Source organism: Helcobacillus sp. ACRRO (assembly GCF_022347125.1).
Lineage (GTDB): Bacteria > Actinomycetota > Actinomycetes > Actinomycetales > Dermabacteraceae > Helcobacillus > Helcobacillus massiliensis.
This window is the reverse complement of record NZ_JAKRNG010000001.1, coordinates 64,182-84,682: the sequence shown is the minus strand read 5'-3', so window position 1 is coordinate 84,682 and position 20,501 is coordinate 64,182. Positions and strand designations below refer to the sequence as shown.

Sequence of the window (20,501 nt, the reverse complement as noted above, 5' to 3'; positions counted from 1 at the left end):
TTCCATCCATGGCTAAAGACATCATCTATGACGAGGACGCACGCCGCGCGCTCGAGCGCGGCGTCGACCGCCTCGCCGACACCGTCAAGGTGACCCTCGGCCCCAAGGGCCGCAACGTCGTCCTCGACAAGAAGTGGGGCGCCCCCACCATCACCAACGACGGCGTGACCATCGCCCGCGAGGTGGAGCTCGAGGACCCGTTCGAGGATCTCGGCGCTCAGCTCGCCAAGGAGGTCGCCACCAAGACCAACGACGTCGCCGGTGACGGCACCACCACCGCAACGGTCCTCGCCCAGGCGCTCGTCCACGAGGGCCTGCGCAACGTGGCCTCCGGCGCTGCCCCGGCCGGCCTCAAGCGCGGCATGGAGAAGGCCGTCCAGGCGCTCTCCGACCGCCTCGCTGAGAACGCCATCGAGATCTCCTCGAAGGACCAGATCGCGAGCGTGGCCGCCGTGTCCTCCCAGGACCGCGAGATCGGCGAGCTGCTCGCCGAAGCGTTCGAGAAGGTCGGCAAGGACGGCGTCATCACCGTGGAGGAGTCCTCCACCACGGCGCTGGAGCTGGACTTCACCGAGGGCATGCAGTTCGACAAGGGCTTCATCTCCCCGCACTTCGTCACCGATGCGGACCGCCAGGAAGTCGTCCTCGAGGACGCCTACGTCCTGATCAACCAGGGCAAGATCTCCAACGTGCAGGACGTCCTGCCGCTGCTGGAGAAGGTCGTCGAGACCGGCAAGCCGCTGTTCATCATCTCCGAGGACGTCGAGGGCGAAGCCCTCGCCACCCTCGTGGTCTCCAAGCTGCGCGGCTCCTTCAAGGGCGCCGCCGTGAAGGCCCCGGCCTTCGGCGACCGCCGCAAGGCCATGATGCAGGACATCGCCACCCTCACCGGTGCGCAGGTCATCACCCCGGACCTCGGTCTGGACCTGAAGACCGCCACCCTGGCTGATCTCGGCACCGCCTCGCGCGTCGTCATCACCAAGGACGCCACCACCATCGTCGGCGGCGCCGGCGATGACGAGGCCGTGGCCGACCGCGTCGCCCAGATCAAGTCGGAGATCCAGAACACCGACTCCGACTGGGACCGCGAGAAGCTGCAGGAGCGCCTCGCGAAGCTGTCCGGCGGCGTGTCCGTCATCAAGGTCGGCGCTCACACCGAGGTGGAGCTCAAAGAGAAGAAGATGCGCATCGAGGATGCTGTTGCGGCCACCCGCGCAGCGATCGAAGAGGGCATCGTCTCCGGCGGCGGCTCCGCCATCGTGCAGGCAGCCACCGTGCTCGAGGACGGCCTCGGCCTCGAAGGCGATGAAGCAGTCGGCGTGCGCGCTGTCGCCAAGGCCGTTGTGGAGCCGCTGCGCTGGATCGCCGAGAACGCCGGCCTCGAAGGCTACGTCGTGGTGGAGAAGGTCAAGCAGGCGCCGATCGGCACCGGCCTGAACGCCGCCACCGAAGAGTACGAGGATCTGGCGGCAGCCGGCATCATCGACCCGGTGAAGGTGACCCGCAACGCCCTGCGCAATGCGGCCTCCATCGCCGGTCTCGTGCTCACCACCGAGACCCTCGTGGTCGACAAGCGCGAGGACGAGGACGAGGACTGATCCCCGCCCCCGCTGCACAGGCGCCTGAGGCGCTCGTGTGAGACCCCTATCCGAACCCCCGGCAGAAGATGCCGGGGGTTCGGTTCTTCTGTAGCCTGGGTCAGTCATCGGGCGAGCAGCGACGACGCGCCGCCCCCAGTGAACCAACCCCCTCACTGCTGACCGTGGGAGCCGGTCCGCGCTTCAGTGCGCCCACCGACTCACCACCGCGCCCCACCACTGCGCCGCCGTCCCGGAAGGCGCACGGGCGCCCGACCTGAGACGGCTGCGCACCCGCGCGCCAGCAGTGACCGAGTGCGCTGCGGCCCCTCCTCGCGGCGCTGAAGTCAGGAGTCGAATGAGAAGCACAGATCCCGAGGACCACGACGCTGCGGTGCCGCCCGAGAACGACCCCCACGTCATCGAGCGTGAGTCCTACGGCGGCACCCGTCGGAGCCCCGAGCGCGAGGCCCGCCTCGCCCGCCGGGACGCCGAGCGCCCGCCCCGCGACCAGGAGGAGCTGCAGCACCGCGGCCCCACCGACCTCGCCGAGTCCGGTCCCCGCCTGAACCGCCTCGTGTTCGGGGTGTCCTCCGCCGTGATCCTGGCGTTCAGCCTGTGGGCGATCTTCCTGCCGGACAACGCGCAGAACACCATGGCGGCGATCGTCGACTGGATCGCGGAGAACGTCGGCTGGTTCTACGTCCTCACCGTCACCGTCGTCATCGGCTTCGTGATCAAGGTGGCCGTGTCGAAGGAGGGCTCGGTCCGCATCGGGCCCGACCACTCCCGCCCCGAGTACAAGCTCTTCACCTGGGTGGCGATGCTGTTCGCCGCCGGTGTCGGCATCGACATGCTCTTCTACTCGGTGACCGGCCCCATCACGCAGTACGTCGAGCCCGTCAACGAGGCGCCCCGCTCGCTGGAGGCGCTGCGCGAAGCCGTGGTGTGGACGATGTTCCACTACGGCATCGTCGGCTGGTCCATGTACTCCCTGCTCGGCATGGCCATGGGGTACTTCGCGTACCGCTGGGGCATGCCCCTGTCCATCCGCGCGGCCCTCTATCCCCTGTTCGGCAAGCGCATCCGCGGTGTCGCCGGCGACGTCATCGACATCTTCGCCCTGGTCGGCACCGTGATGGGCGTGGCCACCTCGATGGGCATCGGCGTGGTGCTGCTGTCCACCGGCATCGCCACCCTCATCCCCGGCCTGTCCGACGGGATCGGCCTGCAGGTCTCGCTGGTGATCGTGGCGGTGGTGCTGACCGTGGCCGCCACCCGTTCCGGTGTGGACAAGGGCATCCGCATCGTGTCCGAGCTCAACCTCTGGAGCGCCGGCGCGATGATGCTGTACATCCTGGTCTTCGGCCACACCTCGTTCCTGCTCAACGGCTTCGTGGAGAACGTGGGCCGCTTCCTGTGGACCACCCCGCAGCGACTCATGCAGACCATGGTGTACGAGGACGGCGGCTCCGCCTGGATGGGCAAGTGGACGCTGTTCTTCTGGGCGTTCTGGCTGGCATGGGGCCCGTTCGTGGGCCTGTTCCTGGCGCGCATCTCCCGCGGCCGCACCCTGCGCGAGTTCGTCATCGCGGCGATCACCGTGCCGGTGCTGTGCGACTTCGTGATCGTGTCCCTGTTCGGCAACTCCGCGATCTTCGAGGTGCTCAGCGGCAATGAGAAGTTCGCGCAGCTGGCGATGGAGTTCCCGGAGCGCGGCTGGTACGCGCTGCTGGAGATGTTCCCCGGCGCCACGATCCTCATCATCCTGGCGACCATTTCGGGTCTGCTGTTCTACCTGACGTCCGCGAACTCCGGCGCGATGGTGATGTCGAACTTCTCCTCCTCCATCCCGGATCCGTCGGAGGACGGCGCCAAGTGGCTGCGCGTGCTCTGGTCGCTGCTGACTGCGCTGCTGACCTGCGCGATGCTGCTGGCCGGCGGCGTCACCACGATGGAGTACGCGACGCTGATCTTCGCGCTGCCGGTGACGATCATCGCGTGGCTGGTGATGGCATCGTTCTCGAAGGCGCTGGCGATGGAGCGGGCCGCGCGGGAGGGCGGTGCCCTGCCGCGCACTCCCCGGTCCAGCGCGCCGGGCGGTCGGGAGCCGGAGAGGTCGTGGCGTCAGCGGCTGGCGTCCATGCGCGCCTACCCGTCGAAGCAGACCGTGCGGAAGTTCGTGGACTCCACCGTGGAGCCCGCTCTGGACGAGGTGGCCGCGGAGTTCCGTCGTCACGGCCTGACCGCTGAGCTCGCCACCGCGACCGGGTCGACGGCGGGATCCGTCGACCCCGCGGCGGTCACCTCCCGCACCCTCGTGGTGACGATGCAGGACGACCGCAGCTTCCACTACCAGGTGGCGGCCGTGCAACGGCCGGTGCCGACGTTCGGCGGCCGACAGAGTCAGGAGGAGCACTATTACCGCCTCGAAGTGTTCACCCAGACCGGGTCCGAGGGGTACGACGTGTACGGGCTGAGCACGCAGCAGATCATCGATGACGTCCTCGACCACTACGAGGGCCACCTGATGTTCCTGCAGCACGCGAGTGCGACCGAGGCGTCCACGGTGCTGACGCCCCCGGCGGACGGGGCCGCAGCGGTCTGACCCTTCTCTGACCTGCCGGTCCGTTCCGCGGCGTTTCGCGACTGGGGCCCCGCCCGTCCACGTAGGATGGGCGGGGCCCCATCACTGCTGGATGGCGCTTCCGCCGATGCCGGGTGACCTGTGAGAGACGAGGAGGGATCAGGGTGAGGAAAGAGGGCCAGATCCGTCTGCGACCGACTCGTTCCGCCCGCGCAGCGTTCCTCGCCGCTGCTCTCGTGTTCGTCATCGTGCTGGACTTCCTGGTGGTGATCAGCTTCCTCGGCCAGAAGCTGTGGCGCGATGAGCGGCTCTTCCACGACCTGTGGTTCTCCGCTCCCGCGCTCGTGTGGCTGGGCATGCTGGTCATCGCGCTGTTCTACCTGATCCGCGCGACCACGCAGTCGGTGCTGGTGGACTCCCGTGGGATCCGGGTGCGGGGCCTGCTGCGCTGGCCGCGCCGCATCGACTGGGAGGATGTCTCCGCGGTGTGGGCGTTCACCGATATTGTGCGCCGCGCCCCCGCCGAAGCGGTGGACGGCGCCCCGGACGCGCACGACGCCGTGATCGTGATGGCGACCGGCATCCGCCGCATCGCGAACATCTCCGGCCGCCTGTACGGCGGCGCCAACCAGGAGCAGATGCTGGATGCCGCTGCCGCCGCGCAGGTGCGGGTGGAGCGGGTCGAGCAGATCACCTCCGCTGAGCTGCACCGCATGCTGCCCGGATCGTTGAAGATCGTGGACCGCTTTCCGAACGTTCTGCTGGGGATGGCGGCGCTGTTCTACGTGGCGCACAATGTGCTGACGTTCGTGATCTGGGGTCTGTGATCGCCCGGTGACCGAGTCATGAGCAGGCGCCGCCTGGCGCGCCGCCTCCCCTCACCCCTGCCCCAGCGGCACGGCCTGGATGCGGTGCGGGTGGTGCCGTCGGCCGACGAGGCGGGCCGCAGCGTCCGCGATGTCCTCACCGCCCGCTTCCCCGCGCTGGTCTCCGCTGAGGCTCAGGACCTGGGGGAGCGGTTCGCGCGCGGGGACGTGGTGGACCGCTCCGGCGCCCCCTACCGGCCGACGGATGCCGTCACCCGCGCCTCGGAGATCTTCTTCCACCGCGAGATCGCACCCGAACCGGTGGACGAGGTCGACATCCCGGTGGTGTTCGAGGATGAGCACCTGCTGGTGGTGGACAAGCCCGCCGGCGTTGCGTCGATCCCGCGGGGAGAGCATGTGCTGCGCTCCGCGCTGGTGCGGCTGCGGGTGCGGCACGGGATCCAGGAGCTGTCGCCGCTGCACCGGCTCGACAAGCAGACGGCAGGCCTGCTGGCGCTGTCGAAGGTGCGCGCCGAGCGCGGCGCCTACCAGCAGATGTTCGCGGAGGCGGGCCGGGTGACGAAGCGGTACCGCGCGGTCTGCTGGGATGCGGGCGCGCACGGGCACGCACGCGAGCGCCTCCTCGCCGGGGAGGCGGTGGATGTGCGCGAAGCGATCCGCAAGGACCACGGCGACATCTGGGCGCATTCGGATGCAGGCGGCCGGGCCGCGCACTCCACGATGCGCCTCGTGGACCGATGGGAGAGCGCGGCGCCCGGTGCCGGCGAGGGCGGGGCCGCGCGGTTCCTGTTGGACCTGGTGCCGCACACGGGCCGCACCCACCAGCTGCGTCTGCACTGCACGCATGTGGGCCTGCCGATCCTCGGCGACGAGCTCTACCCGCAGCCCGCCCCCGACCCGGTCACCGGACAGCGGCAGCGCCGCGACACCGGCGGGATCGACCTGCAGCTGCAGGCGGTGCATCTGGCCTTCACCGACCCGCTCACGGGGGAGGAGCGGTCCTTCACCACCCCGACCCGGCTCACGGAGGCACCGCGATGACGACCGCACCGGACCCGCGCTCTGACGCGTCGCGCCCCAGCACGAACGCCCCGCGCTCTCGCCCTGATGCAGTGCGCGCCCGGACTGACGCGTCCGGCCGCATCATCCTCGGACCCACCGTGCTCGCGCACTGGCGCCCCGCCGCCTCGATGGGCCTGCCGCTGCTCGCCGTACCGCTCAGCACCATGGTCGCGGCATTCGCGCCCGGCATCCGCACGCTCAGCTGGGAGCTCAGCGCCCACCTGCCGTTCTGGGCAGCACAGCTGATCGAATTCGCCGCCGCCTGGGCAGTCACCTGGGCCGTGACGGCCCTCCTGGCGCTCGCGGTGCTCGCCCTGACCAACCCCCACGCCCGATTCGCCCCGGCCTCCGGCACGGTGTCCCTCCGGCCCGGGCCGTTCGCGCGTGGGCAGCGGGTTCCGCTGGAGCAGATCCTGCGGATCGATGCCGATCCGCGCCGCCAGGGAAGCACCGACATCTGGTACCGCCCGGCCGACGCCGCGGCCGAACCGGCGCGCATGACGGTGCCGTTCTCCGGCTGGGACGACGCCTCGTTCGACGGCATCCGGGCCCTCGCCGCGGCGGCCTCCGTCGGCCCCGTCCCGGGCCCACGCGCGCAGGAGATGGCGGCGCTGCTGCGCGCCTCCCGCACCCGCGACAACCGGGCGATGGCGCGCTCCCTCGGCATGGGGTGGCGGCCGGAGTGGCAGGACCCGTCGGCCTTCGAAGCAGCGCTGGACGACGCCCGCCGCAGCGCCGGTCGCACCATTGGCCGCGGCGCAGACCGCACCGCCCGCCGAGAGCCCCGAGGCTGACGGCGCCCCGTGCCTCCCCGTGCGCCCGGGGGAGCGGACCGCAGCACCCCGGATGCCCGATGGATCACGTCACGCACGCCTGCTGCGCCTGCTCAGGGCCGGTACCATAGGTGCATGACGAGTGCAGATCCCTTCGGCTTTGTTGGCCTGACGTACGACGATGTTCTTCTGCTGCCCGGCGAGACGGATGTGATCCCGTCGGATGCGGACACCACCGCCCGCCTCACCCGGGAGATCTCGCTGCGGATTCCGCTGGCCTCCGCCGCTATGGACACGGTGACCGAGGCGCGCATGGCGATCGCAATGGCCCGCCACGGCGGCATCGGCATCCTCCACCGCAACCTCTCCATCGACGACCAGGCCCACCAGGTGGACCTCGTCAAGCGCACCCAGACCGGGCGCATCACCAACCCCGTCACCATCAGCCCCGACGCCACCCTCGACGACTTCGACGCCCGCTGCGGCGAATTCCGCGTCTCCGGCCTGCCCGTGGTCGATGAGCAGGACATGCTGCTGGGCATCTGCACCAACCGCGACCTGCGGTTCATCCCCGTCGCCGAATGGAAGACCACCAAGGTGCGCGACGTCATGACCACCGACGTGTTCACCGCCCCCAGCGACGTCTCCAGCGAGGACGCAACCGCGATGCTGCGCCGCAACAAGCGCGAGCGCCTCCCGCTGGTCGACTCCTCCGGCAAGCTCACCGGCCTGATCACCGTGAAGGACTTCGTGAAGTCCGAGCAGTTCCCGAACGCGTCGAAGGACGGGCAGGGCCGCCTGCTCGTCGGCGCCGGCGTCGGCTTCTTCGGCGACTCGCTGGAGCGCGCCGGTGCGCTGCGCGACGCCGGTGTGGACGTCCTCGTGGTCGACACCGCGAACGGCCACGCCCGCCTCGCCCGCGAGATGATCCAGACCATCAAGAAGGACTCCTACTTCCGGGACGTCCAGGTGATCGGCGGCAACGTCGCCACCCGCGAGGGCGCGCAGGCGCTGGTCGACGCAGGCGCTGACGGCGTCAAGGTCGGCGTGGGCCCGGGCTCCATCTGCACCACCCGCGTGGTCGCCGGTGTGGGCGTTCCGCAGGTCACCGCGATCTACGAAGCATCCAAGGCGTGCAGGCCCGCCGGTGTTCCCCTCATCGGCGACGGCGGCCTCCAGTACTCCGGTGACATCGCCAAGGCCCTCGTGGCCGGCGCCGACACCGTCATGCTCGGCTCCCTCCTCGCCGGCACGAAGGAGTCCCCGGGCGAGGTGGTGCTCGTCAACGGCAAGCAGTTCAAGTCCTACCGCGGTATGGGATCGCTGGGCGCGATGGCGTCCCGCGGCAAGCAGTCCTTCTCCAAGGACCGCTATTTCCAGGCCGACGTGGACACCGACGACAAGATCGTCCCCGAAGGCATTGAGGGCCGCGTGGCGTACAAGGGTGCGCTCGGCGGTGTGATCCACCAGCTCACCGGCGGCCTGCACCAGTCGATGTTCTACGTGGGCGCCCACACCATCGACGAGCTGAAGGAGCGTGGGAAGTTCGTCCGCATCACCCCGGCCGGGCTGAAGGAATCGCACCCGCACCACATGGCCGCGATCATGGAGGCGCCGAACTACACGGCGTGAGCGGTCAGCTGCCGGAGGGGTCCTCCAGGTGCCCGAAGAGGGCCTCTTCGCAGCCGCGCAGCTGAGCATCCACCACCGGCGCGGGGGTGCCGGCGGTGAGCGTGGCCGTCGCCCAGCGGGCCGCGCAGCTGCGCATGAACTCGTGGGCTTCACGGCTCTGCGTCCACGCGTCCAGCTCCGCCCGGACGGACTCGGCGGGCCGGCTGAACGCGCCCTTCTCGATCTCGACGATGCCCTGCTGCAGGTACTGCTTCAGGCGCAGCAGCGTCAGGTCCCACGCGACGCCCACACCGATCACACCGAAGCTCTGCCAGTCCTCATCGGACAGCTCGGAACTGTGCGACAGGGATAGGTCGCAGGCGCCGCGGCCGTGCGAGTCGTCGAACGGGGGAGTGAGGTCCAGGTCCACGATGCTCGTGCGGTCGTCGAAGTTCCACGACATCCGCAGGTGCTGCTCCGGGATCCGTGCGAGGACCGCGCCCCAGGCGCTGCCGGGGATGACGTAGCCGTCGGCCGTCCTCTCAGACGGCAGGACGCGGCCGAACCAGCGGTTCAGCTGCTGGAAAGTGGAGATCGCGTCCCAGACGGCTCCGGCCGGGGCGTGGATCGTGGTCTCCAGGAGGACGGCGGCACGGTGAGCGGCGCGGCTGGTCGCGGGGGCAGGCTCGATGGAGACGGTGCGGGCGGCGTCGTCGACATGGTCCAGAGCGTTCAGGAGCTCGTTGCTGGGCATGGCCTCAGTGTCTCATGAGTCACCCCGCCGCACCGGCCCATCGCCGCGCACTGCTGTGCGCCTGCCCCGAATGCAAGGGCGCCGCCATCATCTGCATCCGCATCGGTCAGCCCGTCACCGCTGAGTCGCTGCAGGAGCACACGGCGCGGATCTGACGGTCGGCACCCGTCGGCCGGTCTAGTCCGGCCACCTCCACCGCAGGCCCACCATGCCCGGCCCGTAATCGGTGGCGAAGGTGCGCGCCCGCATCGAGGCGTTCACCATCGCCGGCCGCACCTGCACGTCCGTGTCCTTCTCGCCGCGCAGCTGCTCCACCTGGTCCGGCCAGTCGTGCTCTTCGAATTGCACTTCCAGCAGCACCTGCTTCGCGCGCCGCGCCACCGAGTAGAGCACTTCGGGCACCTGGTGCGGTGGGGTCGACAGGATCACGCGGAAATGGCAGGAGGCGAGATCGCCGGGGTGCAGGTCGTCGTCGATGATCACCTGGGCGCCGAACACCCGCTGCTGCGGCCAGTCGATCGCCTCGCCGATGCGGCAGCCGCCTACGGGGATGATCTCCGGGCGGATCACCGGCTCATCCTCGGCGAACATGTGGATCGACGGCATCATGCACGGCCCTGCCTTCAGTGCCCGCACGATCAGGTGGATGTCGATCCGCAGCTGCTCCTGGGCGCTGTCCAGGACGGCCCGCTCCACCACGGACATCTCGTGCGGCTGGTCCATCGGGTCGGTGAAGCCCAGTTCCCGCATCATCCGTTCGAGGACTTCGCGCTGCGGTAGATCCTCATCGAGGGTGAGGAAGCGCATGGGCCGGCCGGGGAAGCGCGGGTGGACCAGTTCGTTGGAGAGGGCGCCGGTGTCCAGACCGAGGATCTCCTCCAGGGCCGGCAGTGCGGCGATGGAGCCGGGATGTTCGGGGGAGCGGGAGCCGCTCTGCCACATGCTGAGCGCGGCGACGCTGACGGAGTGGCCGCGCGCCGCGAGCTGCTGCTGGAGGGCGCGCAGGGAGAGTCGCCGACGGGTGATCGCCGTCCGCAGGGCCGTGGAGAACGAACTGGGCTCGGGCGGGCGCGGCCCGGACGGGGCGGGCCCGCTTGTCGGGCGGTGTTCCTCGCCCGCAGAGGTGTCGTTCACGTGTCACAGTGTGCCACGCTCACCGGGCGAAGGACTGCGGAGGAATCGGACTTTTCACAGTCGCAGTGGAGGTGTTCACGCTGGGCGCCGCGGGTGTTCACACAGGGGGCGGAAACGGTGAACACCGGAATTCTACACTTGTGGAAGTCGCACAGAGCGGCCCCGTGACGAGGCCGCTGCGGCACACAGATTTCCTCAGCACTGCGTTCCTGCCGAACACATGCGGAGGAGAGCGCGATGGTCCATCGATCGGGGGGTCGGTGGGCCATTCGCTTTTCCCGGCCCCGTCGGCCCGTCCACACCGCCACTCCTCCCCAGCGCCGCGCCGCCCCGAACCCGCCGGCGTAGGCTGGGGCCATGAGCTGGATCAACGGGCCCCTCCTCGGCTTCGACACCGAGACCACAGGCACCAACACGGACACCGACCGCATCGTCACCGCCGCCCTCGTGTTCTCCACCGGGCCCGGCCGCGCCGGCGAAACGGTCGCCACCTGGCTGATCGACCCCGGTGTGGAGATCCCCGAAGCCGCCGCCCGCGTCCACGGCATCTCCACCGCTCACGCCCAGCAGTACGGCGTGCCCAGTCGTCCCGCTCTCGAAGAGATCGCCGCGCGCCTGACCGAGGCGCTGCAGCAGGGCACCCCGATCGTCGCGTTCAACGGCAGCTTCGACCTGCGCATCATCGAAGCCGAGCTCACCCGCCACGACCTGCCCACCCTCGCGGACCGGCTCGGCCACGACATCGCGCCCGTCATCGACCCTCTCGTGCTGGACCGCGGCCTCGACCGCTTCCGCAAGGGCAAGCGCACCCTGTCCGCGGTGATGGAGCACTACGGCGTCCAGCCCGACGGCACTATGCACACCGCCGATGTCGATGTCTCGATGACCCTGGATGTTCTGCGCGCCATGGCGGAGAAGTTCCCGGAGGTGGGTGGCACGGAGCTGCCGGAGCTGCACAAGAAGCAGATCGAACTGCACCGCGCGTGGGCGGAGAACTTCAACGAGTTCCTGAAGAAGAAGGGGAAGACCCCGGACGCGTCCACCACCTGGCCCCTCTGAGCCGCGCTCCGCGCACCCGTCGGCCAGCCCCGGCCCACTCCTCGGCCCGCCCGCGCCGCCGTGCGCACCCGTCGGCCGCCGCGCCGGTGCCGCCGTCCTGCCCGGGAGCCCAGGGGCCCCGGATAGGATGGGGCCGTGCTCAACGAAATCGAAATCGGCCGGAACAAGCGCGGGCGCCGCACCTACAGCCTCGATGAGGTCGCGGTCGTCCCCAGCCGCCGCACCCGCGACCCCGAAGACGTCTCCCTGTCCTGGCAGGTCGACGCCTACAACTTCGACATCCCCCTGTTCGCCGCACCGATGGACTCGGTGATGAGCCCGGACACCGCCATCCAGCTCGGCAGGTTCGGCGGCCTCGGCGTCCTCGACCTCGAAGGCCTCTGGACCCGCTACCAGGACCCCACCTCCCTGCTGAGGGAGATCGCCGAACTCGACCGCGCGGATGTCACCCGCCGCATGCGCGAGATCTACTCCGCCCCCATCCAGCCGGAGCTGATCCGCGAACGCATCCAGCAGCTGCGCGACGCCGGCGTCGTCGCCGCCGGCTCCCTGTCCCCGCAGCGCACCCAGGAGTACTGGAAGCACGTGGTGGACGCCGGCGTGGACCTCTTCTTCATCCGCGGCACCACGGTCAGCGCCGAGCACGTCTCCGGCAACCGCGAACCGCTGAACCTCAAGCGCTTCATCTATGAACTCGACGTCCCCGTCATCGTCGGCGGCTGCGCCACCTACTCCGCGGCCCTGCACCTGATGCGCACCGGCGCGGCCGGCGTCCTCGTCGGCTTCGGCGGCGGCGCCTCCCAGACCACGTGGGAGACCCTCGGCATCTCCGTGCCCCTCGCCACTGCGGTGGCGGACGTCGCCGCTGCGCGCCGCGACTACATGGACGAGTCCGGCGGCCGCTACGTCCACGTCATCGCCGACGGCGGCCTCGGCCGCTCCGGCGACCTCGTCAAGGCACTCGCCTGCGGGGCCGACGGCCTCATGGTCGGCGCCGCCCTCGCCCGCGCCACGGACGCCCCCGGCGGCGGATTCCACTGGGGCAGCGAAGCGCACCACCCCACCCTGCCGCGCGGTCACCGCGTGGAGGTGGGCCGCGTGGCGCCCCTGGAGCAGATCCTCTTCGGTCCCGGTCTGGAGGCCGACGGCACCACCAATCTCATGGGGGCGCTGCGGCACGCGATGGCGACGACCGGCTACACGGAGCTGAAGGACTTCCAGCGCGTCGAGGTCGTCACCAGCGCCTGAGACGCGATCCGTCTGCGCATTCGGGGACGTCCGGGCTCGGATTCCCGAATGCGTCGACGGATCGTCGCCGCCGCGGGGCCGGGCTGCGCCCCGCTGCGGCGCTCAGCCCTCCACGAGGCTGAGGGTCTGCTGCGCGATCGCGAGCTCCTCGTTCGTCGGGTACACCACCACGGTGACGGCGGAGTCATCCGTGGAGATGATCCGCGGCTCCTTCACCCGGCCCGCATTGCGCTGCGGATCCACCTCGATGCCGAACGCCTCCAGGCCCTTCAGCGCCTCAGCGCGGGCGAAATCAGCGTTCTCCCCGATGCCGGCGGTGAACGCGATGATGTCCACCCCGCCCATCACGAACGCGTACGACCCCACATACTTGCGCACCCGGTGCGCCCACACGGCGAACGCCCGCTGCGCGTCCTCGTCACCGGCGTCGAGAGCGGCCTCGAGGTCGCGGAAATCGGAGTAGCCGAGCATACCGACCAGGCCGGACTTCTTGTTGAGCAGGGTGTCCACCTCGGTGGGGGACATGCCGGCGCGGCGATGCAGATGCACGTACACACTGGCGTCGACGTCGCCGGAGCGGGTGCCCATCACCAGGCCCTCCAGCGGGGTCAGCCCCATGGAGGTGTCCACCGGAGCGCCGTCGACCACGGCCGACGCGGACGCGCCGTTGCCCAGGTGCAGAACGATCTGACGCAGGGGCCCGTCGGCCCCCTCCAGCAGGTCCTGCTCGCGCAGGAACTGCGGGACGCGCTCAGAGATGAAGCGGTGACTGGTGCCGTGCGCCCCGTAGCGGCGGATCCGGTGCTCCTCGGCGACCTCCTTGTTGAGCGCGTAGGTCGCAGCTGAGTCCGGCAGGGCGGTGAAGAAAGCGGTGTCGAACACGGCCACGTGCGGAATGGACGGCAGCAGCGCCTTCGCGCCGTCGATGCCGTCCACCGCGGGGTAGTTGTGCAGCGGGGCGAGTGCGCCGAGCGCGTAGATCGCGCCGCGGACCTCATCGTCGATCAGGGTGGGTTCGGCGAACTGGGCGCCGCCCTGCACCACCCGGTGGCCGACGGCGCGGACCGTCGACTCGTTCAGCTCCACACCCATCTTCGCGAACAGGTTCTGGATGACCTCCATGCCCGCCACGTGGTTCGGGACGGGCCCCTCATAGGTCTCCGTGCGGCCGTCGGCCTCGATGCGGGCGGTGCCGTTGCGCTGCCCGACCCGCTCCACGATGCCCACTGCGGTGGTGTGCTCGGAGACGGGGTCCACCAGCTCGAACTTGATCGAGGAGGAGCCGGAGTTGATCACGAGGATGGTCGAGGTCATGGGGAGTCCTTACTTCTGGTCGCCGACGGGTGCCGCCGGGGCATCGGCCTGGGCCTGGATCGCGGTGATCACGACAGTGTTGATGATGTCCTCGACGAGGGCGCCGCGGGAGAGGTCGTTGACCGGCTTGTTCAGGCCCTGCAGGATCGGGCCGATCGCGACGGCGCCGGCGGAGCGCTGCACCGCCTTGTACGTGTTGTTGCCGGTGTTGAGATCGGGGAACACGAACACGGTGGCACGACCCGCCACGGCGGAGTCCGGCAGCTTCGTCTTCGCGACGGACGCGTCCACAGCGGCGTCGTACTGGATCGGGCCCTCCACGTTCAGGTCCGGGTGGTTCTCGTGGACGATGCGGGTGGCTTCGCGCACCTTGTCCACATCGGCGCCGGACCCGGACGAACCGGTGGAGTAGGACAGCATCGCCACGCGAGGCTCCACCCCGAACTGCTGGGCGGTGGCGGCGGACTGGGCGGCGATGTCGGCGAGCTGCTCCGCCGACGGGTCCGGGTTGACGGCGCAGTCGCCGTAGACGAGGACTCTGTCCTCCAGTGCCATGAGGAATACGGAGGAGACGATCTTCGCGTCCGGGCGGGTCCGGATGATCTCGAAGGAGGGGCGGATGGTGTGCGCCGTGGAGTTCACGGACCCGGACACCATGCCGTCGGCGAGTCCCATGTGGACGAGCATCGTGCCGAAGTAGGAGACGTCCTGCACCTTCTCGCGGGCCTGGTCCACGGTGACGCCCTTGTGGGCCCGAAGCCGCGCGTACTCCTCGGCGAACCTCTCCACCAGCTCGGGGTCGGTGGGGGAGATGATGCGGGCTTCGGAGATGTCGTGGCCGAGCTGCGATGCGGTGGAGCGGATGGAGTTCTCGTCCCCGATGAGGATGAGGTTCGCGACTCCGCGGGCGAGGATCGCCTCAGCGGCGGCGAGGATGCGCGGCTCATCGCCTTCGGGCAGCACGATGGTCTTCTTCGCGCCGCGGGCGCGGGCGAACAGTTCGAACTGGAACATCATGGGGGTGACCACGTCGGACTTGGCGACGTCGATGACGCCGAGCAGCTCGTCCAGGTCGAGGTTCTCCGACACGTTGCGCCGCGCCGCATCCAGCTTCTGCGGCGAGTTCGCCGTAAGGCGGCCGGATGCGCCGGCCACGCGGATCGCGGCATCGAACGTGGACAGTTCGGTGGAGAGGATCGGCAGGTCCTGCTGCACACCCTCGGTGAGGCGCTTGACCTCGTCGGGCAGGTCGTAGCCGCCGGTGAGGACGATGGAGGACAGCGACGGGAACGTGCCGGACTGCTGAGCGAGCAGCAGACCCGGCAGCAGGTCGTACCGGTCACCGGGGGCGATGACCGTGCAGTTCTCGGTGAGGCGGCGCAGCACGTTCGGCAGGCTCATCGCGGCGACCACGTTGCCGAGGCTGGGGCGGGACAGCCATTCGTGGGCGCCCTGGATCAGCTGGCCGTCGATCGCGTCGCGCAGACCGGCGACCGTCGGCGCCATGATGATGGGGCTCTCCGGCAGCGCCCCCACGGCGATGCCCTCCGGCACGCGGGCGCGCAGGGCGGTGCGGACGGCGGCGAGGCGGTCCTGGCTGCAGCGGTTCGCGATGACGGCGACGGGCTGCGCATGGTGGGAGTCGAACTCCTGGACCGACAGCGCCGCGACGGTCGCGACCTCCTCCGCGGTGCGGTCCAGCCCGGAGACCACGAGCACCACGGAGGCGCCGAGGTTCGCGGCGGCGGTGGCGTTGAACTGCAGCTCAACGGGGTTGGCGACCTCGTCGTAGTCGGAGCCGAGGATCACCAGGGTGGTGAAGCGCTCCTGCAGCTCCTGGGCGCGCTGCAGCACGCGGGACTGCGCGGCGGCGGGGTCGGAGAACACGAGGTCGTAGTCCACGCCGAGCGCGTCCTCGTAGGTCTGGTCCACGGCGGGATGGCCGGTCAGCAGCTCCACCGCGTGGTCGGGTTCGCTGCTCTTCTTGGAGACGGGGCGGAACACGCCCACGCTCTCCGAGGTGGGGATGAGGGCTTCGAGCAGACCGAGAGCGACGGACGACTTCCCGGTTCTGCCTTCGGGCGATGCAATGTAGACGCAGTGACTCACGGCATCCAGCATAGGCGGGGCCGCGCCGCCGCGAGCTGGGCGGAACGTCCCCTGCTGTGAGGTGGGCGGCGCTGCCCGGCGGTGCCGTGTGAGGGGCGGCTCAGGCCGGGCCGGGGGAGCGGCACGTCCCGGCGGCTCGGCAGTAGCATGGCTGGCATGCTCCGTGTCGCTCTTCGGCCCCGCTTCCTGGGGCTGCTCGCCCTGATGGTCGTTGCGACCATTGTGTGCGGCCTGCTGGCGAACTGGCAGTGGGACCGCGCGAACCGGGCCCGCGACACGTCCGAACAGGTGCAGGCGGCGGCACCCGTCGGCCTCGAGGAGGTCCTCCAGGACGGGGACGTGGTGACGAACGCCGACCAGGGGCGCCTCATCACCGTCACCGGCCGGTTCGACCCGCAGCGCGAAGTGATCGTCCCCAACCGCTTCCTCGACGGCGAGGACGCCGCCGTCATCGTCACCGACTTCGAGGTCACCGACGGTCCGCTCGCCGGCACGCACATCCCGATCGCGCGCGGCTGGATCCCGCAGGACAGCATCGACGGCACCGCCCCCGCCACCGGCGGTGAGGCCGGCTCGCACGTCGGCGACGGCGTCGGCGGGCAGGAGCAGGAGACCGGTGGAGATGCTGTCCCGCAGCCCATTGATCCGCGCACCCTCGACCCCGCCGCCGTTGACGTGACCCCTGCGCCGGAGGGCACCGTCACGTTCGTCGGCCGCCTGGAGGCGTCCGAAGCGGCGGCCGACGGGTTCGTGCGCGACGGGGTCCTCGCCGAGATCTCCACCCCGCTGCTGGTGAACGAGTGGGGCGGCCCCATGGCCGGCGGCTACCTCGCGGTGACCGACGAGGCCGCCGACCACAACCAGAAGGCCGGTGCTGCGCAGCCGAAGGATCTGCGCACCCTGCCGGCGGCCCGCAGCCAGTTCCGGGAGGGACTGGATCTGCAGAATGTGTCGTACATGCTGCAGTGGGTCGCGTTCGGTCTCTTCTTCCTCTACATCTGGTACCGCTCCGTGCGCACCCAGTACCTCGATGAGCGCGCCGCGCGCCGCGAGGAGCTGGAGGCGATGCTCGGCGGGACCGAGCCCACCACCCCTCGCCAAGAAAAGGACAATGCCGGTGACTGAACCCCGTCCGCTCGATGAGACCCAGGTCCGCACTTCGCTCGCGCGCTTCAAAGTGGCGTCGATCGTGGAGGGCGTCGCCCTGCTGATCCTCGTGGTCATCATGATCTTCCGCTACCTCGTGTTCGGCGGGGCTGACGCGAGCGCGTCGGATGTGCAGCTGTGGGAGTCGATCTCGAAGACCTGGAGCCCGATCCACGGCCTCATCTACATGCTGTACGTGGTGCTGTGCTTCGACCTGTGGCTGAAGATGCGCTGGCAGATCGGCCGGCTCCTGCTGCTCATGCTGTTCGGCGTGGTCCCGGTGCTGTCGTTCTTCGGTGAGAAGTGGACCAGCCAGAAGGTCGAGACGGAGCTGCGCGAACGCCCCACCCTCGGCGACAGTGAGCGCTCCGCGAAGCGATAGGATGAGTACCGTGAACCAGACAGACGCAGCACCCGCCAGCCAGACGGCTCAGAACCCCGTCCTCGTGCTCGACTTCGGGGCCCAGTACGCGCAGCTGATCGCGCGCCGGGTCCGCGAGGCGAACGTCTACTCCGAGGTCGTCCCCAACTCGATGCCCGCCCAGGAGATCCTCGCGAAGAACCCCCGCGCCCTGATCCTCTCCGGCGGCCCCTCCAGCGTGTACGCCGACGGCGCACCCCGGCTCGACCCCGCCATCCTCGAGGCCGGCATCCCCGTGCTGGGCCTCTGCTACGGCTTCCAGGCGATGGCCGATGCGCTCGGCGGCCGCGTCGCCGAGACCGGTGTCCGCGAATACGGCGCCACCCGCCTCACCAGCGTGGACGGCGACTCCGTGCTCCTCGCCGGCCAGGACCTCGACCAGAACGTGTGGATGAGCCACGGCGACTCCGTCCACGAAGCACCCGACGGGTTCACCGTCATCGCTGAGTCCGCCGGCTCCCCGGTCGCCGCGTTCGAGGACGCGCAGCGCCGCCTGTTCGGTGTGCAGTGGCACCCCGAAGTGGGGCACAGCGACCGCGGGCAGGAGATCATCGAGAACTTCCTGGTGCGCGGCGCCGGCATCGAACCCGAATGGACCACCCGCAGCGTCATCGAGGAGCAGGTGGAGCTGATCCGCGAACAGATCGGTGACGGCTCCGCGATCTGCGGCCTGTCCGGCGGCGTCGACTCCGCCGTGGCGGCGGCCCTTGTGCAGCGCGCCATCGGTGAGCGCCTCACTTGCGTGTACGTGAACCACGGCCTGATGCGCAAGAACGAGTCCGAGGAGATCGAGAAGGCGTTCGGCGCCTCCACCGGCGGCGCGAAGCTCGTCATGGTGGATGCTGAGGAGCGCTTCCTGACCGCGCTCGCGGGCATCACCGACCCGGAGGAGAAGCGCAAGACCATCGGCCGCGAATTCATCCGCGTGTTCGAGCAGGCGCAGGAGGACATCCTCCGCGAGCAGGGCGTGGTGGCCGGCACCGGTGACGACGCCCACGCCGAAGCGAAGGCGTTCCTCGTGCAGGGCACCCTCTACCCGGATGTGGTGGAGTCCGGCGGCGGCGACGGCACCTCCAACATCAAGAGCCACCACAATGTGGGCGGCCTGCCCGATGACCTTCAGTTCGAGCTGGTGGAGCCGCTGCGCGCCCTGTTCAAGGACGAGGTCCGCGCCGTGGGCACGGAGCTGGGCCTGCCGGATGAGATCGTGCACCGCCAGCCGTTCCCGGGGCCGGGACTGGGGATCCGCATCATCGGCGAGGTCACGAAGGAGCGCCTGGACGTTCTCCGCGAGGCCGACGCGATCGTGCGCGCCGAACTCACCGCCGCCGGCCTGGACCGGTCCATCTGGCAGTGCCCCGTGGTGCTGCTGGCGGATGTCCGATCGGTGGGTGTGCAGGGTGATCACCGTACCTACGGCCACCCGGTGGTCCTGCGGCCCGTCACCAGTGAGGATGCGATGACGGCGGACTGGGCGAAGGTCCCGTACGACGTCCTGTCCCGCATCTCCAACCGCATCACCAATGAGGTCCGCGAGATCAACCGCGTCACCCTCGACATCACCAGCAAGCCGCCGGGCACCATCGAGTGGGAGTGAGTCGCTAACCCGACTCCGGTCCGGGCTTTCCCGGGGTCCGGCCCCGGTCCCGCTGGCCCGGCACCGCCAGCCCGGCCCCGGTTCCATGCGTTTCAGCGCTCTTGATTCCGATCGAGGGCGCTGAAACGCATTAACCGTGCCGCCGGCCCATTGTGCTGGCGCCGTTTGTCCACACCCCCAGCCGTCCCCACATCCGCGGAGCCCGTCGGCCGGCCGCCGGGGACCGGCGAGGCTGTGGACATGTCGATCCGCTCTGCCCCCGCTGCCGCCCACCCTCGCCCACCGCGTGTTCCACCGGTCCGATGCCGAGGCGCACGGCCTCGGCCCCCACCGGGTGAAGGCCGTGGACCTGCGGTCACTCGGATGCGGCTTCTATGCGCACCGCGACATCGAGGTCACCGAATCGATGCTCGCGAGTGCGGTGGTCGAGCACTACCCGGGAGCGGCGATCACGGGACCGACGGCGGCGCGCATTCACCGGTTGCCGCTGCCGCGGGAGCTGCAGACCTGGCAGGTCGGCCAGCCGATCCACCTGAACGCGCCGGCGGGCACGCGCCGGCGGGACAGCGGTCTCGTGTCATGGAGCCATCGCCGTGTGGACATCGGGACCGCGTTCGTGTCGGGCCGGGTGGTGCTGGCGTCCCGGGTGGACACGTGGCTGGATCTCTGTCCCATGCTTCCGCTGGATGCGCGGGTCGTCATTGCGGATCATCTGGTTCGGCATCCGCGGCGGGGACTGGAGCGTCGGGCGCTGCCGTATGCGTCCGTGGAGGATCTGCGTGCCGCAGTGGAGTCCCGAGTACGCCAGCATGGGATCGCCGCTGCGCGGTCGGCGCTGGCGTTGACGCGGGTCGGGTCGGACTCGCCCCAGGAGACGCGGTGCCGGCTCGGTTGCCACTTCGGCAGGCTGGATGAGCCGGAGCTGAACCCGGTCCTGAGAGGGGCAGGCGGCCGGTGGCTGTTCCAACCGGATTTTCTGTGGCGACACGCTCGGCTGCTCGTGGCGTACGACGGGCAGCCGCACTTCACCAGCGACCGTGCAGTCCATGATCAGGATCGGGCGCTGGACCTGCAGGCGCTCGGTTTCACGGTGCTGCGTCTGTTCCGAGATCACCTGCCTGCGCCGCGGTTGCATGCGTCCGACGACCAGGTCCGAGCGGCACTCGCGAACAGCCCGGCGGTGGCGCTGGTGCGACGCGCGCTCGAAGCGGCGTGACCGGCCCGTCAGGGGCCCGGCGCCGGGCGACCCCGGTTCCATGCGTTTCAGCGCACTCGTTCACGA

The 20,501-nt window shown here is 70.0% G+C and carries 17 protein-coding genes; 13 read left to right on the top strand and 4 right to left on the bottom strand.

Annotated features, from left to right (window positions below):
- The first annotated feature begins 8 nt into the window (after positions 1-8).
- The 6 genes from groL to guaB all read left to right on the top strand — a co-directional run bounded on the left by groL (position 9) and on the right by guaB (position 8,458).
- Complete coding sequence (gene groL / locus MHY20_RS00395; RefSeq protein WP_239373744.1) at positions 9-1,598, top strand: chaperonin GroEL; 1,590 nt, start codon at positions 9-11, stop codon at positions 1,596-1,598.
- A 337-nt stretch (positions 1,599-1,935) separates the two neighbouring features.
- Entirely contained in the window at positions 1,936-4,185 is a 2,250-nt protein-coding gene (betT, locus tag MHY20_RS00390; protein ID WP_239373742.1) for a choline BCCT transporter BetT, read from the top strand.
- A gap of 143 nt (positions 4,186-4,328) precedes the next feature.
- Positions 4,329-4,991, top strand: coding sequence for a hypothetical protein (locus MHY20_RS00385; RefSeq protein WP_183375868.1), 663 nt, complete (start codon positions 4,329-4,331; stop codon positions 4,989-4,991).
- 18 nt (positions 4,992-5,009) lie between these two features.
- The gene (locus MHY20_RS00380; RefSeq protein WP_183375867.1) at positions 5,010-6,032 is read left to right on the top strand and encodes a pseudouridine synthase; all 1,023 of its coding nucleotides are present in this window, start codon (positions 5,010-5,012) and stop codon (positions 6,030-6,032) included.
- On the top strand, positions 6,029-6,847 hold the full coding sequence (locus MHY20_RS00375) for a hypothetical protein (protein WP_239373740.1): 819 nt from the start codon (positions 6,029-6,031) through the stop codon (positions 6,845-6,847). Before MHY20_RS00380 ends, MHY20_RS00375 begins: the two co-directional genes overlap by 4 nt.
- 114 nt (positions 6,848-6,961) lie before the next feature.
- Positions 6,962-8,458 (top strand): IMP dehydrogenase, encoded by a 1,497-nt coding sequence (guaB, locus tag MHY20_RS00370; protein WP_239373738.1) that lies wholly within the window; start codon positions 6,962-6,964, stop codon positions 8,456-8,458.
- Positions 8,459-8,462: 4 nt separating this feature from the next.
- Here guaB and MHY20_RS00365 read toward each other — a convergent pair whose 3' ends face one another.
- On the bottom strand, positions 8,463-9,191 hold the full coding sequence (locus MHY20_RS00365; protein WP_239373736.1) for an SRPBCC domain-containing protein: 729 nt from the start codon (positions 9,189-9,191) through the stop codon (positions 8,463-8,465).
- Positions 9,192-9,205: 14 nt separating this feature from the next.
- Here MHY20_RS00365 and MHY20_RS00360 point away from each other — a divergent pair, with 14 nt between their 5' ends.
- Positions 9,206-9,346, top strand: coding sequence for a hypothetical protein (locus MHY20_RS00360; RefSeq protein ID WP_183375860.1), 141 nt, complete (start codon positions 9,206-9,208; stop codon positions 9,344-9,346).
- Positions 9,347-9,368: 22 nt separating this feature from the next.
- On the opposite strand, the gene MHY20_RS00355 is transcribed toward MHY20_RS00360, so the two are convergent.
- A complete protein-coding gene (locus MHY20_RS00355; protein WP_239373734.1) occupies positions 9,369-10,325 on the bottom strand; it encodes a hypothetical protein in 957 nt (318 codons plus the stop codon).
- 357 nt (positions 10,326-10,682) lie between these two features.
- Between MHY20_RS00355 and MHY20_RS00350 the strand changes: the two genes are divergently transcribed.
- Positions 10,683-11,384, top strand: a complete 702-nt coding sequence (locus MHY20_RS00350) for an exonuclease domain-containing protein (RefSeq protein ID WP_239373732.1) — start codon at positions 10,683-10,685, stop codon at positions 11,382-11,384.
- A 135-nt stretch (positions 11,385-11,519) separates the two neighbouring features.
- Complete coding sequence (locus tag MHY20_RS00345) at positions 11,520-12,632, top strand: GuaB3 family IMP dehydrogenase-related protein (RefSeq protein WP_239373730.1); 1,113 nt, start codon at positions 11,520-11,522, stop codon at positions 12,630-12,632.
- 102 nt (positions 12,633-12,734) lie between these two features.
- Here the strand turns inward: MHY20_RS00345 and MHY20_RS00340 are convergent, their stop codons facing one another.
- Both MHY20_RS00340 and pta read right to left on the bottom strand, forming a co-directional pair.
- Positions 12,735-13,946, bottom strand: a complete 1,212-nt coding sequence (locus MHY20_RS00340) for an acetate kinase (RefSeq protein WP_183375852.1) — start codon at positions 13,944-13,946, stop codon at positions 12,735-12,737.
- 9 nt (positions 13,947-13,955) lie between these two features.
- On the bottom strand, positions 13,956-16,067 hold the full coding sequence (gene pta / locus MHY20_RS00335) for a phosphate acetyltransferase (RefSeq protein WP_239373727.1): 2,112 nt from the start codon (positions 16,065-16,067) through the stop codon (positions 13,956-13,958).
- A 144-nt stretch (positions 16,068-16,211) separates the two neighbouring features.
- Here pta and MHY20_RS00330 point away from each other — a divergent pair, with 144 nt between their 5' ends.
- From MHY20_RS00330 to MHY20_RS11695, 4 genes are all read left to right on the top strand, one after another.
- Positions 16,212-17,180 (top strand): SURF1 family protein, encoded by a 969-nt coding sequence (locus MHY20_RS00330; protein ID WP_183375848.1) that lies wholly within the window; start codon positions 16,212-16,214, stop codon positions 17,178-17,180.
- The gene (locus MHY20_RS00325; RefSeq protein WP_183375846.1) at positions 17,167-17,583 is read left to right on the top strand and encodes a DUF3817 domain-containing protein; all 417 of its coding nucleotides are present in this window, start codon (positions 17,167-17,169) and stop codon (positions 17,581-17,583) included. Before MHY20_RS00330 ends, MHY20_RS00325 begins: the two co-directional genes overlap by 14 nt.
- A 10-nt stretch (positions 17,584-17,593) precedes the next feature.
- The gene (guaA, locus tag MHY20_RS00320) at positions 17,594-19,219 is read left to right on the top strand and encodes a glutamine-hydrolyzing GMP synthase (protein ID WP_239373724.1); all 1,626 of its coding nucleotides are present in this window, start codon (positions 17,594-17,596) and stop codon (positions 19,217-19,219) included.
- Positions 19,220-19,505: 286 nt separating this feature from the next.
- Positions 19,506-20,435: a DUF559 domain-containing protein gene (locus MHY20_RS11695; RefSeq protein ID WP_239373721.1), complete on the top strand. Its 930-nt coding sequence runs from the start codon at positions 19,506-19,508 to the stop codon at positions 20,433-20,435.
- Positions 20,436-20,501: the final 66 nt, after the last annotated feature.

Excerpts from the sequence above, each read along its gene's own strand:
- MHY20_RS00360 (WP_183375860.1), top strand. The coding sequence starts at position 9,206 with ATGAGTCACCCCGCCGCACCGGCCCATCGCCGCGCACTGCTGTGCGCC.
- MHY20_RS00330 (WP_183375848.1), top strand. The coding sequence starts at position 16,212 with ATGCTCCGTGTCGCTCTTCGGCCCCGCTTCCTGGGGCTGCTCGCCCTG.
- MHY20_RS00375 (WP_239373740.1), top strand. The coding sequence starts at position 6,029 with ATGACGACCGCACCGGACCCGCGCTCTGACGCGTCGCGCCCCAGCACG.
- MHY20_RS00350 (WP_239373732.1), top strand. The coding sequence starts at position 10,683 with ATGAGCTGGATCAACGGGCCCCTCCTCGGCTTCGACACCGAGACCACA.
- betT (WP_239373742.1), top strand. The coding sequence starts at position 1,936 with ATGAGAAGCACAGATCCCGAGGACCACGACGCTGCGGTGCCGCCCGAG.
- MHY20_RS00365 (WP_239373736.1), bottom strand. The coding sequence starts at position 9,191 with ATGCCCAGCAACGAGCTCCTGAACGCTCTGGACCATGTCGACGACGCC.
- guaB (WP_239373738.1), top strand. The coding sequence starts at position 6,962 with ATGACGAGTGCAGATCCCTTCGGCTTTGTTGGCCTGACGTACGACGAT.
- groL (WP_239373744.1), top strand. The coding sequence starts at position 9 with ATGGCTAAAGACATCATCTATGACGAGGACGCACGCCGCGCGCTCGAG.
- MHY20_RS00325 (WP_183375846.1), top strand. The coding sequence starts at position 17,167 with ATGCCGGTGACTGAACCCCGTCCGCTCGATGAGACCCAGGTCCGCACT.
- MHY20_RS00340 (WP_183375852.1), bottom strand. The coding sequence starts at position 13,946 with ATGACCTCGACCATCCTCGTGATCAACTCCGGCTCCTCCTCGATCAAG.
- MHY20_RS00380 (WP_183375867.1), top strand. The coding sequence starts at position 5,010 with ATGAGCAGGCGCCGCCTGGCGCGCCGCCTCCCCTCACCCCTGCCCCAG.
- pta (WP_239373727.1), bottom strand. The coding sequence starts at position 16,067 with ATGCTGGATGCCGTGAGTCACTGCGTCTACATTGCATCGCCCGAAGGC.